This is a genomic window from Mariprofundus erugo (assembly GCF_005818865.1).
Classification (GTDB): Bacteria; Pseudomonadota; Zetaproteobacteria; order Mariprofundales; family Mariprofundaceae; genus Mariprofundus; species Mariprofundus erugo.
In genome coordinates this window covers 332,691-349,806 of the sequence record NZ_VBRY01000001.1, presented here as the reverse complement: position 1 = coordinate 349,806, position 17,116 = coordinate 332,691, and the positions used below count along the sequence as shown (strand labels likewise).

The 17,116-nt window shown below is 53.9% G+C and carries 15 protein-coding genes; 6 read left to right on the top strand and 9 right to left on the bottom strand.

What is annotated here, in order from left to right; genetic code table 11:
* Positions 1-15: 15 nt before the first annotated feature.
* The 6 genes from FEF65_RS01620 to FEF65_RS01595 form a co-directional block, all read right to left on the bottom strand.
* The gene (locus tag FEF65_RS01620; protein ID WP_138238021.1) at positions 16-1,026 is read right to left on the bottom strand and encodes a glycoside hydrolase family 113; all 1,011 of its coding nucleotides are present in this window, start codon (positions 1,024-1,026) and stop codon (positions 16-18) included.
* A complete protein-coding gene (locus FEF65_RS01615; protein ID WP_138238020.1) occupies positions 1,019-2,527 on the bottom strand; it encodes a hypothetical protein in 1,509 nt (502 codons plus the stop codon). Before FEF65_RS01615 ends, FEF65_RS01620 begins: the two co-directional genes overlap by 8 nt.
* Positions 2,524-4,344: a glycosyltransferase family 2 protein gene (locus FEF65_RS01610; protein WP_476703439.1), complete on the bottom strand. Its 1,821-nt coding sequence runs from the start codon at positions 4,342-4,344 to the stop codon at positions 2,524-2,526. Before FEF65_RS01610 ends, FEF65_RS01615 begins: the two co-directional genes overlap by 4 nt.
* A gap of 239 nt (positions 4,345-4,583) precedes the next feature.
* A complete protein-coding gene (locus FEF65_RS01605; RefSeq protein ID WP_138238018.1) occupies positions 4,584-7,139 on the bottom strand; it encodes a cellulose biosynthesis cyclic di-GMP-binding regulatory protein BcsB in 2,556 nt (851 codons plus the stop codon).
* 268 nt (positions 7,140-7,407) lie between these two features.
* Positions 7,408-8,223, bottom strand: a complete 816-nt coding sequence (locus FEF65_RS01600; protein WP_238701106.1) for a hypothetical protein — start codon at positions 8,221-8,223, stop codon at positions 7,408-7,410.
* A 396-nt stretch (positions 8,224-8,619) separates the two neighbouring features.
* Complete coding sequence (locus FEF65_RS01595; RefSeq protein WP_138238017.1) at positions 8,620-8,994, bottom strand: c-type cytochrome; 375 nt, start codon at positions 8,992-8,994, stop codon at positions 8,620-8,622.
* A gap of 204 nt (positions 8,995-9,198) precedes the next feature.
* Here FEF65_RS01595 and FEF65_RS01590 point away from each other — a divergent pair, with 204 nt between their 5' ends.
* The 6 genes from FEF65_RS01590 (at position 9,199) to FEF65_RS01565 (ending at position 15,483) form a co-directional block, all read left to right on the top strand.
* Complete coding sequence (locus tag FEF65_RS01590) at positions 9,199-10,155, top strand: dihydroorotate dehydrogenase (RefSeq protein WP_138238016.1); 957 nt, start codon at positions 9,199-9,201, stop codon at positions 10,153-10,155.
* An 85-nt stretch (positions 10,156-10,240) separates the two neighbouring features.
* Entirely contained in the window at positions 10,241-10,987 is a 747-nt protein-coding gene (locus tag FEF65_RS01585; protein ID WP_138238015.1) for a thermonuclease family protein, read from the top strand.
* A gap of 20 nt (positions 10,988-11,007) precedes the next feature.
* Complete coding sequence (locus tag FEF65_RS01580) at positions 11,008-12,471, top strand: M48 family metalloprotease (RefSeq protein WP_138238014.1); 1,464 nt, start codon at positions 11,008-11,010, stop codon at positions 12,469-12,471.
* Between the two features lie 68 nt (positions 12,472-12,539).
* On the top strand, positions 12,540-12,914 hold the full coding sequence (locus FEF65_RS01575; RefSeq protein WP_138238013.1) for a response regulator: 375 nt from the start codon (positions 12,540-12,542) through the stop codon (positions 12,912-12,914).
* The gene (locus tag FEF65_RS01570) at positions 12,911-13,540 is read left to right on the top strand and encodes a chemotaxis protein CheC (RefSeq protein ID WP_161595151.1); all 630 of its coding nucleotides are present in this window, start codon (positions 12,911-12,913) and stop codon (positions 13,538-13,540) included. Before FEF65_RS01575 ends, FEF65_RS01570 begins: the two co-directional genes overlap by 4 nt.
* On the top strand, positions 13,537-15,483 hold the full coding sequence (locus FEF65_RS01565) for a PAS domain-containing hybrid sensor histidine kinase/response regulator (RefSeq protein WP_138238011.1): 1,947 nt from the start codon (positions 13,537-13,539) through the stop codon (positions 15,481-15,483). The genes FEF65_RS01570 and FEF65_RS01565 overlap by 4 nt, the downstream gene beginning before the upstream one ends.
* 38 nt (positions 15,484-15,521) lie before the next feature.
* Here the strand turns inward: FEF65_RS01565 and FEF65_RS01560 are convergent, their stop codons facing one another.
* From FEF65_RS01560 to FEF65_RS01550, 3 genes are read right to left on the bottom strand one after another with little or no spacing between them, the layout of a single operon-like run.
* Positions 15,522-16,133: an alpha/beta hydrolase gene (locus FEF65_RS01560; protein WP_138238010.1), complete on the bottom strand. Its 612-nt coding sequence runs from the start codon at positions 16,131-16,133 to the stop codon at positions 15,522-15,524.
* Positions 16,134-16,135: 2 nt separating this feature from the next.
* Positions 16,136-16,486, bottom strand: a complete 351-nt coding sequence (locus tag FEF65_RS01555; RefSeq protein ID WP_138238009.1) for an ArsC family reductase — start codon at positions 16,484-16,486, stop codon at positions 16,136-16,138.
* On the bottom strand, positions 16,483-17,109 hold the full coding sequence (locus FEF65_RS01550; RefSeq protein WP_138238101.1) for a PAS domain S-box protein: 627 nt from the start codon (positions 17,107-17,109) through the stop codon (positions 16,483-16,485). The genes FEF65_RS01555 and FEF65_RS01550 overlap by 4 nt, the downstream gene beginning before the upstream one ends.
* Between the last annotated feature and the right edge of the window lie 7 nt (positions 17,110-17,116).

The following is a 17,116-nucleotide window of genomic DNA, read 5'->3' as shown; positions in this document are numbered from 1 at the left end:
TTCCACCACTCCTTATCATCTCCAGTATCGCCGAATAATCGCTTCGGCAGGCTTGTTTTGCGGCGTATAATCAGCATCATTCAATGTTCCGGACTTCGCATCGCTATACCAGACCCATATAAATGCACCATCCACCCAGGGTTTGTCGAGTGCCCGCAACCAGATGTCGATCGCCTCTTTTTGCACTGTCATATCGACGCGGGCATTGTGCAGATCTCTCCACTCCCACGGACGGGCTGATGCCCCTTTTGCCGATGGCATACCGAATTCAAGCACCCAAAGCGGTTTATTCAGGCTGCCAGTGGCCTGTTGCAACTCGGTGACCGCCCGGTCGACATACTGCTGCATCTCATCACGCTGACCGGTGACGCCGAGCGATGGGTAAAATGTCAGCGATACGGTATCCAGCAGGTTCCAGTATGGAAATGCCTTCAAGCCATCCACATTGTGTGCCGCATAGGTAATTTTACCCGGGTACGGGTACACCTGCCGAACCTGACGAATCAGGGCTGGCCAGTTGACGTGTTTGCTCGCATGCACCAGCTCGGTGCCCAATACCAGTGCATCCACATGCTCTGCAGCGGCAAATCGGGCATAGCGAACGATCTCACGCGAATAGGCATCGAACCACTGTTTCCATCCATCTTCACTGCCGGGGTCAATCTCACCCGCCCATGAACCGGGCACCAGCATCTGCGGCTTGAGAATGGTATACAGGCCGAGCTCATGAGCATAGGCAATGGCCCGCTTCAGTTCACTATCCCGAACCGCGCTCGAGCGCGAAACATCGACAGAGTCCGGCCGCGACTGCTTGAGAAAGCCAATCAGCACAACCGCGTTAGCCCCCGTCGATCTCATATCCATCAGAGACTGACGTGCATAGGGGTGTTCCCAGGACATCGATGCATGCTGCATCACATTAAATCCGCGTTTCATCGCACTGTTCTGAATCAATCCGGGCGCTGCACAACTGGACAGAACAAGGGCAAGCAGCAGTGTCGGCAATAATCTGCGCATATCAAACATGGCTCTTCTTCCTGTAGACGCGCCAGCCAAGGTGGTCATAGACCAGTCTGTAGCCGGTCATCCCATACTCATACATATGGGGAAAACGTCCATTCACCCAGTCCTTGCGGCCCCGCAATGTATGTGGGTCAGGCAGAGCGATCTGCTGCATATCCGGCACACGCTGACGCAGATTGGATTTGAATTCATTGCTGAATGAAAGGAACAGATTGTTCGTATTTCCGCGTGCGGCAATCACCTTGTAGGCATATTTCTCGAACAGAATGGTGGGTTGCGGGTTGTCTTTCAGCCACAAGCCGAGAGCAAGATCGGTATCCTCTTCCGCCGTTCTGACAACAGGTCCCTGCAATGCCTGCATCCACTCCTTCATCTGCGCGTTGGATGTTTCCGCAAACAACCACCAGCCGCCAACCACACTGACAAGCATGAACAACACCAGAATCACGAACTCACGTCTGGTCTGCATTTTTACATAGGTCAATTCAGCCATCAGGCCGGCACTGATCAGACTGAGAATTTCAAACGGATGCGACAGATATTCCTGGCTGGTCGCAATGGCAATCGCCACCAACGGATGCAACAACAGCACGAATGAGGCGCGAAAACGATAACCGTTATCAATCGTGTCGAGCAGCAGATAGATAGAAACCGGGTATGCCACAAGCATGTATCCGGTCGCGGCCAGAAACGGCATCAGCAACTGGCCTCCGTACTGCATCAGCCACGGAAACTCCTCGATATGTAACTTGCCACCAAGATAGGCGGAGTCGGCATTGGTAATAAAGTGGAGAAAACTGCCCTCAAAAATCCAGTTCATGTAGGCCCAGGTTCCGATCGCAAAAGCAAGCGGCGTTCCCACAATCAGATAGAGTCCGGATGGCGAAACCATCACCGTTCGGATCGGGGCCACCACCACAATCAGTGGCAGCAGTGCCACGAAGATGAAGATCGCAGCGCTATCGACAAAAAAGTAGGCCATGAACACCACGGCGAGCATGATGTAAGAGTGAATATCGTGATCTGAAATAATGTGCTGACAGCCGCGGTAGAGCAGGTAGAAGGCGATCATACTCATAATGAGATAACCACCGGATGTTGCTGCCCATAAAAAGCAGGGGTGAATGATAATCAGCAGCGCCAGCGTCACATGCCGGAACGGGCTGATTTCCACCTCTCTCAAATCGCGATCCCACATAAACAGCAGAACCGTTGCACCAAGCACTGAAACCAGATAAGGCGCCGCTCCGGTATCAAGACCGGGGATATAATAGAACGGCATCAGTACATATAAAGGAAAATGCGGCTGCAAAAAGGTAAGATTCTGTACTGCGATCTGGGCGGCACCCAGCGTACTGATCACCAGCGCCCAGCGCTTGGTTGCCTCCTCCAGCATAAAGCCGTTTGACAGGATCATGATCGTCACTGCCAGCAGGCCAAGGGTCATGGCGACAAGGATCAACTTGCCTTCAAAACCCTTAAGATGGCGCTCTTTCAGCCTCATGATTTCTTTTCGCCTTCGCCCACGTCATGCGATGCCGTAAATGATGTCAGACCATGATGGGTCTTTTCCCAGTAGAACGGTTTGTTGATCAGCTGCCACAGCCCTTTATAGCCGGCCCAGGACTGCAGAAACCAGTAAAATGGTACGGTCAATGACCATGGAATCAGTCCAAAGTAACGGCGTTTAAAGCCACTGAGCATAAACAGATAGATCAGCATGCCATTGGCGATCAACAGGTTAAACAGCGTCAGATAGAGCACAAATGGCGGGAAATAAGGGTTGAATGCGAGCGTATCTGTAACCAGCCAGATAAAATACATCAGAAACATCACCGGTGTCAGCAAGGCACTGACGATGGTGCCGCCGATGAAAAACTGGAAGCCCCAGAAACCGACCGCCCCAAGCTCCTTGTAAAGCTTGATCGGCGTACGCGTATGTACGAGAAAGCTCTGCATATAGCCTTTCAGCCAGCGGGAGCGCTGACGCAGCCAGTTCGGGATCGAGTTATTTGCCTCTTCAAAGGTGGTCGAGTTCACCACGCCCACTCGATAGCCGTTCTGTGTCAGCCGCACGCCAAGGTCGCAGTCTTCGGTCACATTATAAGGGTCCCAGCCCCTGAGCTCACGCAACACCTCGATCTTGAAGTGATTGGAGGTCCCTCCGAGCGGAATCGGAATATTCAGAGCATCCAGCGCAGGCAGGTAAAAATCGAACCACAGCGAATACTCCATGGTAAACATACGGGTCAGCCAGTTCTCAGCCACGTTGAAATAGTTCAGACGTCCCTGGATCACCGCCATATTTTTCGGCCCCTTCCGGAAGGCGATCACCATCTTTTTCAGCTGATCCGGCTCGGGAGCATCCTCACCATCATAGATGGTTACCAGCTCGCCACGACAAAAATTCATCGCATAATTACAGGCTTTGGGCTTGGTTTTCGGCAGGCAGTCAGGAATACGGATGATCTCGAAAATACCCTCCAGACCGAGATCCTTTGCCGTATTAATCGTTTCATCATCGTCCTGCTCAAGTACCAGTTTGATATCGAGCTTGGCCAGAGGATAATCGAGTGAGCGCAGTGCCTGGGCGATATGCGGCAGCGTCGCCGACTCATGATACATCGGCAGCAAAATGGTATAAATCGGCAAGGTCTTGTCATCGAGTGCCAATACCTCTTCGTCGGTGACCACCTGATCGTAACGCTTATCACCGCCCACCCATGTCAACACCATGCGCAGCATAAAGTTCAGAATCAGAAAGATCGAAATAATAACGTTGACCGCGATCAGCGTACCGACCGGCCAGAAGTACATCGACACCACAAAGACGGCGATCATAATCGCCAGAACCAGCAGCTGCCGGTCGGTAAACACACGACTGGCCGAAAACTGCGGCAAAACGTTGGCCAGCTCGTGTACAGCCCTGAAGCCGTAATAGAGATCGCCGACCTCCTGAACCATCCAGATAATATCAAATTTGGAGGTCAGTACAAAATCGAACGGCTCTCCGACAGTCTCGCTGACCGTAGTCAGCAGATCCGGTGTCACATCAGCCATCGCCACCTTCAGCAGGCCGTTTTCCCGGCGCCATGGCACAAACAGATAGGTCGAGTAGGTACTCAAATGGTCGCGGTCAAGCAGCTTCTCATCAAAGCGGTCCGCCGTCAGGTCCACATGCGGCTTGTCAAAGTGCTCGGCCAGCAGCTTGCCCATGACAATCGGCTTGACCCACCCCTTTGACTGGATGATATCACCGATACGACTTCCCCACTCCTTTTGAATGAGAATCGCCTCTGCCAGCTGATCTTCGCTAATCATCCCCCGCTCAAGCAGCAGATCGCCGATCCGACCTTTACGGAAATGATCCGTCAGAGCGTCATAAAAAACGACCGTCGTAACCCAGCCACGGGCGAGGATAATATCGCCAAGCCGCCCGCCACTATCTCGCTGCTGCTGCAGTGCCTCCTCAAGCTGCTCGTTGCTGATGAGCCCACGGCTCACCAGCAACTCACCAATACGGGGCTTAGCAGCCTCTCCAGGCCGACTCATATTGCCACCTACCGCTTCTGATCAAGATGATCCAGTGAGTCGGTCGGAGCAATATCATCGATACTCACCATGTGTGCAGCAGCATCGCCATGCACCCTCACCTCTTCTTCACGATAGAAGGTTTCATCCTCCATACGGGCACGCTTGTTGGTCTGCGCAACGCGGTAGATATACACGATCACCATCGTCAACAGGAACCACAGCAACGCCATCAGCCAGAAGCGATACTTGCCAAGTACGTCAAACCAGTCTTCCGCATCCGGGTAGTAAACCTGGGCCAGCGAAGGCTCGGAACTATCGAGGGTCTTGATCACACCGAGTGAGTCAATAAAGGCCACGTTATCGGTTGTCAGCTCAAGGCGATCCCTTACCTCTTCATCCGCATTGTCGGATGGCGTGACCCACAGGCCATAGGCAAACGGCGCCTTGACGATTTCAGCCACGGTCACCTTGGAAAGCTCACTGACATCAAAATATGATTCACCCTTCGGCGACTGGATCCTGACATGACCGCGATCGAAACGAACCGGCGCCTCAACGTCATCCGCCATGCCCAGCGAACCAACTGCGACAAACGGCACTTCAGGGCTCAGCCGCTCGGTTGAGTCGACAAAGTGCAGGCGATTGTGATCAATGACCAGCGGGAAGTCTGCAGCCAGACGCGCCAGCAGATGCAAGGCCTTGTCCGGATGGGAGAGATAGTTCTTGTCCAGATAGGTATCGAAACCTGTCTGGAAGTATCTGGAAAGATCAGAGAATTTAGCTGGTGCCAGCGTAGACTCTTTTTTCACGACCAGGTTACTGTCAGGAGTGATCTGCACATAATCATGCGGCATCACACCATGGCAATCACCGGTTTCGATATCATGCTGAATCACCACACGAATTTCATTGAACTGTTTCTGATACTCGGATGGCAAGCCGACTGTAAAGTGCTGCTTCATGCCGTTGTCAGCAAGACGCGCCGATTTCACCAGAATATCATTCAGGAACACATACAGCTCATAATCCGGATCATCTTTCCAGCGCACCGGAGCCACAATCTCAAGATTCAAAAAGTCCGGTTCCGTTCCCAGTGGCAGGGCATATGGACTGATCACTGTCTGCCAGCTCACTTCACGGGTGATATAACGGGCATCCACATTCATACCCAGCGTCGTCAACGGCAGCGAATAAAATCCCGCTTCACCCTCTGTTCCCAGCAGACCGCCATGCGCACGCAGATTATCCGGACGGTAAACACGATAGTGGTCGCCTGCACCCAGCATCTTCCAGTTATCATCAAGCAGATACATCGGCTGCACGTCAAACGGATCGGTCACAACCACCGACGTCCGGTTGGCAAAGGTCGCCAGCGCAAGGTTGCTTACCTGATCAAGCGGCTTGCCGGCTGGTCCAATCGGCTCGCCCTTATCATCTCGCAGGCTGCCATTGGCCATCATGCCTTCCAGCGCAGCCTTCGGTGCAACCACGATATCACCCATCACAGGCAGACGTACAATTTCAACCTTCTTGCCTTCATCGGCCAGAATCGACATCACCGCCAGTGTCGAGGCAAACTGCTCGTTACTCAGCACACCTTCGGAGAGACTGATGGTGACCTTGTGCGGCAACAGACGCCATGCGTCACGGATGGACTCAGCCAGCGGCTGATAGGAAATCGCCATCGATGACTCGGGCATGATATGCAGGAAAATATTGCTCAGACGATCGTCAAAGCAGCGATCATCCGACATCGGCAGCACTGCACTGACGGTCACCTTGACCAGCTTGCCATGAAATGCGGATGGTCCCAGCAGCACATCCACCTCATGCATACCGCCATCGCCCGGCAACAGCACCTGCTTTTGCGGTGTATCATTGATAGAGATACGGATATTGGCAAACTCATGCAGATCAGGCGAAGCACGGAACATCAACCTGAGTGTACCATTGGTAATGCGCGAATCGAGCGGGGCCGGAAAAAAGAAGGTCGCAGCATGCGATACTGTCGCCCCCTCAAACATAATACCCTTGCGAAAGCCGAGATCCTCAAGAGAAACCTTATGTGTAGCAAACGCCCCTTCAGGCTGCGCATTCACCGGTGGCGGCAGGATTTTCACAGAGGAAGCCTGTTCCATCGCAACCGGCAACACTTCGGGCTCTACCACCCTTGCTTGTCGCGATGCCTTTTTGGCACTCTCTTTTTTCAGCTCTTTTTTTGCAGCAGGCTGAGCCACAGGGAGATTGATCCGGGGAGCTTCGGCTACAGCTGATGCGGCCCGTACATTTGACTGCGTCGCCTTGCGAACCTGACTGGCAAGGATCCAGCCCTGATCACCGGAGCGTTTTAGCGATACAAACACCCAGGCACCCTGGCGCTCCATCTCAACCATCTGTTCACCGGCATTAATCGCCATCAGCCTTGAGGCCGCAGAAGATGGCCCTGCATACAGCGAGGTCGTCCCCTCCGTTACCTCAAGCCTGTCTCCGATATCAGCGAATGCCGGCTGCACAAACAGAAAAAGAGAAACGCATAAAAGCACACGCAGTGCAGCCCTGCTACCGTCAAGATATGATCTCATCGCACCCACCTTGTTAAACATCAGCGATTAACGCCCTGAACTTTTAAAGTACAAACCCACGCAGCACATATCAACATATATTTCACACTCAACAATCGCGACAGACCGCGCAAAACCGCGCACACCCTTAAGTCAGGCCCAAGGGCGGCACTATAACGCACAATTGACAGCAACGAAACACTCGTGTGTCAAAGATTCTGCACACCCCGTATCCACCATATCGACAACAAATCACGGAACTTACCTGCCCCTGCATCCGGCAACCGCTCTACGGCTTCATCTCCTGCCGCATCGCATCAAAGGATGGCAAAGACGAAAGGTGACTATTTAACTCCGGCTGATAGACCATCAATGTCGGCGCTCTACGCCCTTGCATTCCCTCGGCAACATGCCTCGCAGCAGCCTCTGCGATGCTCAACAAAGCCATGCGACTTTGCTGCGGGTGATCCAGTACATCCTTCAGATCTGCATAGGCAACATCAGCGCCCGGCACCAGCAATGGCCGGATTTCGCCTTCCGCCAAGGCAGCAATTTTGACAATCGACTCATCGAGTCCCACCGTAAAGCGGTCGCTGTACAATACTTCGCGCGTCTCGGGCTGAATCAACTCGGCAAACACATAGGCCGACGGAATAAAATCACTTCTCAAACCCATGGAAAAAAAACCAAGCTGCTTGAAGCGAATGCGCAATATCGCATCAGCATGATCACGCAGCCCTTTCTGGCTGGGCTTAAAATAATCCCAGTATTTCACATCACCGGCATGGACCGCATACCCCATCCCTCCGATCTCGCGCGCCAGCGTATCCCTGAATGTATTCATGCATTGCTGATACACAGCTCCGGCCCGCTCCTCGTAACGCTCATGGTTTTTGCTGATCAGCACCGCATCAAGCACCATACCGGAACTACCCATCACCAGAAATACAGGATTGACCTGGCGAATCACCAGGATGCCGTCCCCTTCGACCTCAGCAATTTCCACCGTATTCACGGCATGCTTCAGCACCGGATGAAGATCACCCTTGGCCAACCCGCAGGAGGCCAGTAGCGCCAGCAAAACCGTCAACAGACTACGAGACACATCCCCCCCGTGCAGAAACTTCGAGACTTCCAACATGCGCACCCTAAAAGCCAGCCAAACAACCGGCAATCTTCACCGATCCAAACATGCTCAACAACTGCCTCTCTATCCCGGGTTTGAGTCACCAGTGAATGAGCCACTCCGCCAACCGGGATGCTGATGAATGATCCTTTCAGACCGGAGTCCATCCGGAACAAGCAAAGTACCGTTTTCTGCTTTCAACTACCAATCAAACACTTGCATACCGACTCAACTCTCACCGTATCGCCTGCGCCCGCACTGCGAAATCAGACGCGCAAGCGTTTTATTTACAAGTAAAATCAGCATCGCCCAAACAGTAAAAAGGCAGCCCGTCGGGCTGCCTTTTTTTCGTACGCTCCCTGCTACAGGAAAAACTCAGATACTCTTCAGGAATGCAAGAACTTCATCCTGCTTGGCTGCATCGCAAACCTTCTGAGGTGGCATCTTGGTTTTAGCATGGTCGTTACCGGTAAACTCCTTGATCGCATCCTTGGAGCTGCACATCCACTTACGCAGGTGAGCCTCATCCCAGTTCCAGTTAGCACCACCCAGGTCAGAGCTATACTTGAAACCTTCATGCTTGCCCGCTGCACGTCCAACAACACCGGCAAGGCCAGGACCAACCTTGTTTGCGGCAGTAAAGTTATGGCAAGCCTTACATTTGGCCTCGGTACCTGCCACGGCTTCAGTAACCACCAGGCCAGAAGTCATAAATGCAGCAGCAGCTGCAATCATCAGCATTTTTTTCATCGGATCTCTCCTCCTCTGTCAATATGGAGACGACTTGCGCACTGCATGCCTGCTCTCAGCTGCAATGATAATATCCGGACACAAATCCAATAGCCGGAAAGAATACCCCGCAAGGGGGAGGTATCCCCCCATCACCCGGGGACAATCGGATGAGCGAATAAACTGACAGTAGGCCACCAATAAAATCAGCGCTATGCTGCGCCCATGACCGACGCACTCACCTCCACCCCAGATCTATCCGTAAACTTTGCAGGGCTGACCCTGCAAACACCGCTGGTACTGCTATCCGGCTGCGTCGGCTTCGGCCAGGAGTACACACGTGTGGAAGGATGGAATAACCGCGACATCGGTGCCGTTATCCTGAAAGGGACCACACTTGAACCCCGCATGGGCAACGCGCCGCACAGAGTCTATGAGACCCCCTCCGGCATGCTCAATGCAATTGGCCTGCAAAATCCCGGCGCCCGTTATGTCGTAGATGAGATTCTGCCGCAACTGCCACACCATGAGACCCATTTCTGGGCCAATGCCAATGGCACCAGCCCGGAAGAGTACGCTGAAATCGCACGCATTTTTGATGACTCCCCGGTCTCCGCCATAGAGATCAATATCTCCTGCCCCAACGTCAAGGAGGGGGGAGTCCACTTCGGTAACAACCCGTGCATGGCCGCCCGCGTCGTTGCCGCCATGCGCCCCATGACCAGCAAGCCTCTGATTACAAAGCTTTCACCCAACAATGCCGACATTGCAGAAACGGCCCGCCTGGTGATTGAGGCCGGTAGCGACGGCCTCTCCGTCATCAATACCCTGGTCGGCATGGCTGTAGATATCGAGCGCCGTCAGCCGGTACTGGCCAACATCTCCGGCGGCCTGTCAGGACCAGCCATCAAGCCGGTCGCACTATGGAAAATTCACCAGACGCGAGCCATTGCTGCGAAACACAACATCCCCATCCTCGGCCAGGGCGGCATATGCAATGCAGATGATGCCCTTGAATTCGCCATTGTCGGCTCTGATGCCATCGGCCTTGGCACCGGCCTGTTTTACGATCCGCTGATGTGCCGCTCCCTGCTCGACGGCATCCGCAACTACCTGGGCAAACACAACATGCGCAGCTACAGCGAGCTTGTGGGTACACTTGCCGCTCCGGCAACCCATTAAGGAGATGCGGATTTGGCGGACCGTCCATGGCCCGCACGGAAACACTGATTCATTCACGGCTTCGGCGCGAGGACGCCCCCGCTGAATGCGTTTTTCTACCTTCAAGATTCCACTGCTACTGATACTGCTGCTGTTCGGCAGCAGTGCACAGGCAGGCACCCTCTCGGTTATCCGGTCCGATCGCTGGGTGACCGTAGCCCGGGTATTTGACGGCGACACATTCACCACCACAAGCGGCGAAAGAGTGCGCCTGCTTGGCATCAATACACCTGAAATTGCCCATGGCCAGCAGCCGGCACAGCCAATGGGCCATGAGGCGCGACAACGACTGAATACAATGATCCAGGGCCAGACCGTCCGACTTGCCTTTGATCGCGACAAGTTTGACGACTACGGCAGAACACTGGCCCAGGTGTATCTGCGCAATGGCCTGTGGGTGAATGCCGACCTTGTGCAGAAGGGATTCGCGCATGTCTACACCTTCGCACCCAATTTCCGCTGGAGCCGTGAACTCATCGTGGCCGAACAGCATGCACGCAAAGCGGGCACTGGCATCTGGCGCACCAATCGCTTCAGGGTACTGCCGGCAGAGCAGGCGGGTGCTGATCAAATCGGTCAGTTTCGCGTCATCCGCGGCCAGGTTTCCCATATCGAGCCGTGGGGTTTCAGGCTTGCCAGACTGCGCATCACCATACCCGTTCGCTACCGCCAATGGTTCAAACAGCCCACCCCCGTGACCCCGGAGCAAATCGTTCTGGTGAGGGGGATCATACGCCTGTCCCGCTCCGGCACATACGATCTTGCCTTGCACTCGCCCTTCGATATGGAATAATCACGCTCAGAGGTAATGATATGAAATTCCGTCCCCTTGCATTGATGACCATCGCAGCACTGCTCGGAGTCTCCGGCTGTGCCACCAATCCGGTCAGTAAGAATCACGATTTTGTCCTGATGAGCGAAAAGGCCGAGCTTGAACTTGGACAGCAGGGAGCCGCCCAGGTCGCCAAACAGATGCCCCTGCTGCCTGAAAACGATCCGCTTGTACGCTATGTGGACAAGGTAGGGCAAAAGGTGGCGGCCAAAGCCGATCGCCCGGAGCTCTATTATCGTTTTCATGTGGTGGATGACGCCACCATCAATGCCTTCGCCCTGCCCGGCGGCTATATCTATATACACCGTGGCCTGCTCAATCACATGAACAATGAGGCAGAGCTTGCCGCCGTCCTTGGCCATGAAATCGGCCATGTCACAGCCCGCCATGCTGTCAAACAATACACCAAGGCTCAGGCCTATCAGCTTGGCATGGCTGTCACCTCGGTATTTCTTCCTATCCCTTACGGCTCGAACATGCTGACCGACATGGTCGCCATGGCAGTGATTCAGGGTTATGGCAGAGAGGCGGAACTCCAGTCCGATCAGCTCTCTATTACCTACATTACGCGGGCAGGCTATGACCCTGAAGCCACCATTGGCATTCTGAAAACCCTGAAACGCCTGGCGGACCTGGACAAGAAGGAAAAGATCGATGCCGGTGACAAGGTAGAAGAGTACCACGGCGCCTTTGCCAGCCATCCGGAAACCGAAAAACGTATCAGAGAAGCGGTCAAACTCAGTGAGCAGAGCCAGCTTCAGCATGGCATCGTCAACCACAGGGAGATGCTGGCGGCACTCGACGGCTATCCGTACGGTGATAATCCTGATCAGGGAGCCATTATCGGCCAGCGCTTCCTCCACCCTGATCTGGGTATCCAGCTGGATTTTCCGAAAGACTGGGTCATCACCAATACACCGACAGCCGTCAACGCCAGACTGCGTAAGGAAGATGTCTACTTCATGATGAAGGTAAAAGAACTGAGCAAGCACCAGACACCGGAGGAGGTGTTGCGTGAGGTCTTCCCGGGCCAAAAATTATTCGGCATTGTACAAAGCGGCGAACAGTCCGGCATGCAGCATGCAGAGGCGATGATACGCATGTCTGCACCACACGTAAGCCAGGCCATGATTATTTCGCATGTTTTCCTTAAAGGCAGCAAGGCATTTGTGGTCTCGATGTGGTCAAAGCGCGATGCATTTGAGCAGTACCGCGATCAGTTCTCGCAGATTTCCCGCAGCTTCCGCAACTATGACAAGCAAATCGATGGCGATGTTCCTCGCATCCACCTCTACACCTGGCAGGCTGGCGACAGCTGGCAGCAGCTGGCCAAAAAGGACGGAGAGGTACTCGGCCACTTCACTGCTGAGAAGCTGGCCGCCCTCAACGGTATGGATATCAATGAACAGCCTGCCAGCGGTACACTGATCAAGGTTGTGCAATAGACCGGCGCAGGTAATCGGCCCGTTTCTTGCGTAGCCCCGGAGATGATTGCAACAATGAGGAGATAAATGTGGCCCGAATTCTTGTCACCGATGATTCCACCTTTATCAGACGTCGCACCTGTACGATTCTGAACCGGACCGGCCACGAGATTATCGAGGCCACCAATGGCAATCATTGCCTTGAGATCATGCAGCAGGACAAACCAGACCTGCTCTTTCTTGATCTGGTGATGCCCGGGCTGGATGGCTTTGGCGTACTGAAAACGCTGCAGGATGCCGGAAACACGATCCCTGTCATTGTTCTGACGGCTGATATTCAGGATGCTGTCAGGGATGAATGCATGCAACTGGGGGCCCATACGTTCCTCAACAAACCACCTGCGGAGGCGGCTGTTTTGGCAGCACTCACCGATGCGCTTGCCGAAGGGGAGAGAAAAGCATGACATCTGCTGCACACTCCTCATCGACAAGACAACTGAATGTACTCCAGAAGGATGCCATTACCGAGCTGATGAATATCGGGGTAGGTCATGCCGCATCCACCCTGCATACCCTGATCGGGCACAAAATCGAGCTGGTTGTCCCGGAAGTTTCACTGATCACACTCGATGATTATCATCAGTTGCAACCCTATGAAGCGGACGAGCTGCTATCGACGATCTGGATGGGCTTTCGCGGTGGATTCGAGGGCAATACCTCTCTGATCTTCCCGACTGATTCGGCCAACACACTGATCACCGCCCTGACCGGAGAGATGGATGATTCGCCCGAGCTTGATGAGCTGCGAGCCGGCACGCTGGCCGAGGTCGGTAATATTCTGCTCAATGGTGTGATGGGCTCGATCGCCAATATGCTCAATGCCGCCCTCAGCTATACGGTCCCTGAATATATGGAGTGCTCACTGCTCAATATTTTCCGCAAAAATCATACCGGCAATGATACCATCATGCTTGCGCGCACCACGTTTGCCATCAATGAGCTGAAGGTTGAAGGCAATATCCTGCTATTTTTCAAGGTGGCGTCATTTGAACAGTTGCTGATCTCAATAGACAGGGAACTGGCTATATGAACATCTCCGATCAATTCCCTCTTCTTGATCATATTCCGACCGGCATTCTTGCCATTAACGGGGATGCGGAAGTTGTATTGTGGAACCGCATGCTTGAGCACTGGACGGATCGAACCAGAGAAGAAATGGTTGGAAAGGGGCTGTTTGATGCCTATCCTGAACTCGAAGCCCCGGCATTCCGCCTGCGCATCGAACAGGTGCTGAATGGCGGCCCTCCGGTGATCTTTTCACCACAACTGCATCATCACCTGATCCCCTGCCCTCTCCCGGACGGATCACTGCGCTCACAGCTGGTCACGATTTCGTGGCTTGCATCCCACAAGCTGGCCCTGTTCAGCATTCAGGACCTGAGCGAGCAGCACCGGTTGATCGAAAAATATCGTTTTGCCACCACTGAGCTTGAAGAGGAACTTCGACACAGTCAGCTCCTTGAAAGAGAAAAGGATCTGCTCGCGGCAGCCATTGATCAGGCTGGCGAAGCCGTGATTATTACCGATCCTACAGGAACGATTGAGTACACCAACCGCGCCTTTCTCAACCAGACCGGCTGGGGACCTGACGAACTCAAAACCATCGCCATCTACGATACGCTGTTTGCCACACCGGAAACCAGCTTTACACACGAACTCGATATCCTCGGCAGCGGTGAAATATGGCAGGGCCGTCAGAACATTATGTGCAAGGATGGCCATAGCTTCACGGCCTCCATCACCATCGCACCGATCTTTAATGATCAGCAGAAACTGACACACCATGTGATCATCCAGGAGGACATCAGTCGTCAGGTTGCCATGGAGGAGAAGTTCCGCCACACCCAGAAGCAGGAGGCATTGATCACGCTGGTCGGCGGCATCGCTCACGATTTCAACAATCTGCTGGCCGGCCTTGTGGGCCAGACCTATCTGGCTACCCGGGAAGTCAGGGATATGCCGAAAACAGCCGACCGGATGAAGAAAATTCAGGCGATCACACAGGAAGCCGCAGAGATCGTCAAACAACTGCTGACCTTTGCCCGGCAGGGCGAGATGCACAGCAACGAATTTCCTCTCGCCTCTTTCGTCAAGGAATTTGCCAAACTGGCCCGCCACTCCGTGCCCGAAAACATCAACATCCGATGCGACTTCGAGTCCGGTCTGTTCCCGTTTCGCGGAGATCCCAACCAGCTGCAGCAGGCACTGTTGAATATCATTCAAAATGCCTCCGAAGCATTGCGCGACAGCAATGATGGCGAGATAAAAATCGGTCTGTTTGCGCTCAATCCGGAAACGGATGCTGTCCATATCAGAAAGCATCCGGTGCTACGCCATGGCAATTTTGCTCACCTGTGCATCCATGATAACGGACGCGGCATTCCGGAAGCAATCCGCGAGCGCATTTTCGATCCGTTTTTCTCGACCAAACAGCTCGGAAGTGGTCTCGGCCTGGCGATGGTCATGGGATGCATCCGTCATCATCAGGGCATCATCGATGTGGAAAGCTCAACCGCCAACGGCACAACCTTCCATCTCTTTCTGCCAACGATCCCGCAGAAACATGCCTCCTCCCCTGCACACGAGTCAGCCGAACATGCCGGCGTCACCATTCTGCTGGTGGATGACGATGACCGGGTACTTGAGCCCACCATGGAGCTGCTTGAAGCGATGCAACATCAGGTCACACTGGCCCGTAACGGCAGCGAGGCCTGTGAAGTGTTTGCCAGTAAACCCGAGGCATGGGATATCGTGATCACCGATATGGTCATGCCGCAGATGAACGGACTGGAGGCTTCGCGCCGCATGCGCAAGCTCCGCCCGGATATCCCGGTGATTTACGCCACCGGCTATGATCAGTCGCTTGTGATCGAGGATACGCGCAAGATGGAAAACACCATCCTGATCAGCAAGCCGTTCAACCCTGAAGAGCTGGACCAGCTGATTATGAAAATGGTCCGTCGTAAGAAATAGGCTGCAATCCGACTGTTCGGAAAGCAGTGTTTAGCCGGTCAGAGATCGGCGATAAGCGCCGACATCATCGCCTCCATATGGGCCGGAAAAAAGTGACCGGCACCGGCAATCGTATGAAATGAGACCGCCGGATGGCTCTCTCCCCACTGTTGCAGCTGATCAAAAGGAACGATCTCATCGGCCGTCGCAGCCACCACTGTCAACGGACGCGTTTCCTGATCGAGAAAATCGAAAGACCACATATTCACGGCCGGTGCCACGGCAAACATGCGCTCAACCCGACTGTCGGCATGGGCAGCCTGCAAACCGGCGTAACAACCAAATGAGAAGCCTGCCAGCCAAAGCGAACTCTCCGGATGCATACCATGCATCCACTCAAGCGCTGCGGCTGCATCATCCGCCTCACCAACGCCGCCATCCCATATGCCGTCAGACTGTTCCACACCACGAAAGTTAAAACGCAGGACCGGGTGCCCCTGCGACTCAAATGCCCTCGCCATCCAGTAAACCACCTTGTTGCGCATCGTGCCGCCATATTGGGGGTGCGGATGACAAATCACGACCGCAGGCAGATGCTCATCGCCCTGATGGTATAAGGCCTGCAGGCGTCCTGCCGGCCCCGGCAGAAACAACGGTTGATGTGAATGCATCGTCACTGAAATAGTTCGCTATAGCGATCAGAAGAAAATCCCGTTTCCAGGTGCGACCTCGCGGTCATCGACAATAAGGGCCGCCTGATCAAAGCAGGATGCAACAACATCAGCTCAATCGCGCGCTCACCATCAAGCCCTTGCCTGTCTGCCTCCGGCAGCTGCCGCCATGTCGTACCACGTCGATTCAGCAACGTCTCCCAGCCCAGTGTATCCACCCACAACACCAGCATGTCACGACAAAGACCATCTTTCCTGTAATCATGAAAGCGGTATGCAACCCCGTGTTCATCCAACCAGCGGCGCGCCTTTCTTACCGTATCACAATTGGCAATGCCATACAGCTCTGTCACAGCACCCTCCGTCCTTGTACAACAGATTCATCCATACGACGGATAAAGGCGAAAAACTCCTGCCCCTCCTCCACACGCAGCGGGGTGATGACCATACTGATATCAAACTCACTGCCATCGCGATGGCAGGCCTTCATCTGCACCGGCCGGTACAGCATCGTGCCGGTGCCATTCTCCCGATAACGCTCCATCCCCTTGTGATGCATCGCACGAAAGCGCTCGGGAATCATCAGTGTGGCAATATCCTTACCGATTGCATTCTGCCTGAGATAACCGAACATTTTCTCGGCACTGCTGTTCCAGCCAACCACGATCCCCTCTTCATTGATCGCCACATAAGCATCATAGGTTGAATCAATCACCCGCCCGAGATGATCCCGCTTGCGCTGAAGGCGGGCCTTAAGCTCATGCTGCTGGCGCAAACTGCGCTGACTCAGCCAACCGAAACCGACAAATGCCAGGGTGATCAGGGCCCGCATCCAGAGCTCATCCGGATCACTGCTGAACAAGTTGGAAATAAAATCGCCCTTATCAAAGACAAAATCATGCATGAGCGCTTCAAGCGGCCAGAACATGATACCGGTCGCCAAACCAAGAAGTATCAAACCATAGCGTTGCAACATACTTCCC

Excerpts from the sequence above, each read along its gene's own strand:
- FEF65_RS01620 (WP_138238021.1), bottom strand. The coding sequence starts at position 1,026 with ATGTTTGATATGCGCAGATTATTGCCGACACTGCTGCTTGCCCTTGTT.
- FEF65_RS01615 (WP_138238020.1), bottom strand. The coding sequence starts at position 2,527 with ATGAGGCTGAAAGAGCGCCATCTTAAGGGTTTTGAAGGCAAGTTGATC.
- FEF65_RS01610 (WP_476703439.1), bottom strand. The coding sequence starts at position 4,344 with ATGATTAGCGAAGATCAGCTGGCAGAGGCGATTCTCATTCAAAAGGAG.
- FEF65_RS01605 (WP_138238018.1), bottom strand. The coding sequence starts at position 7,139 with ATGAGATCATATCTTGACGGTAGCAGGGCTGCACTGCGTGTGCTTTTA.
- FEF65_RS01595 (WP_138238017.1), bottom strand. The coding sequence starts at position 8,994 with ATGAAAAAAATGCTGATGATTGCAGCTGCTGCTGCATTTATGACTTCT.
- FEF65_RS01590 (WP_138238016.1), top strand. The coding sequence starts at position 9,199 with ATGACCGACGCACTCACCTCCACCCCAGATCTATCCGTAAACTTTGCA.
- FEF65_RS01585 (WP_138238015.1), top strand. The coding sequence starts at position 10,241 with ATGCGTTTTTCTACCTTCAAGATTCCACTGCTACTGATACTGCTGCTG.
- FEF65_RS01580 (WP_138238014.1), top strand. The coding sequence starts at position 11,008 with ATGAAATTCCGTCCCCTTGCATTGATGACCATCGCAGCACTGCTCGGA.
- FEF65_RS01570 (WP_161595151.1), top strand. The coding sequence starts at position 12,911 with ATGACATCTGCTGCACACTCCTCATCGACAAGACAACTGAATGTACTC.
- FEF65_RS01565 (WP_138238011.1), top strand. The coding sequence starts at position 13,537 with ATGAACATCTCCGATCAATTCCCTCTTCTTGATCATATTCCGACCGGC.
- FEF65_RS01560 (WP_138238010.1), bottom strand. The coding sequence starts at position 16,133 with ATGCATTCACATCAACCGTTGTTTCTGCCGGGGCCGGCAGGACGCCTG.
- FEF65_RS01550 (WP_138238101.1), bottom strand. The coding sequence starts at position 17,109 with ATGTTGCAACGCTATGGTTTGATACTTCTTGGTTTGGCGACCGGTATC.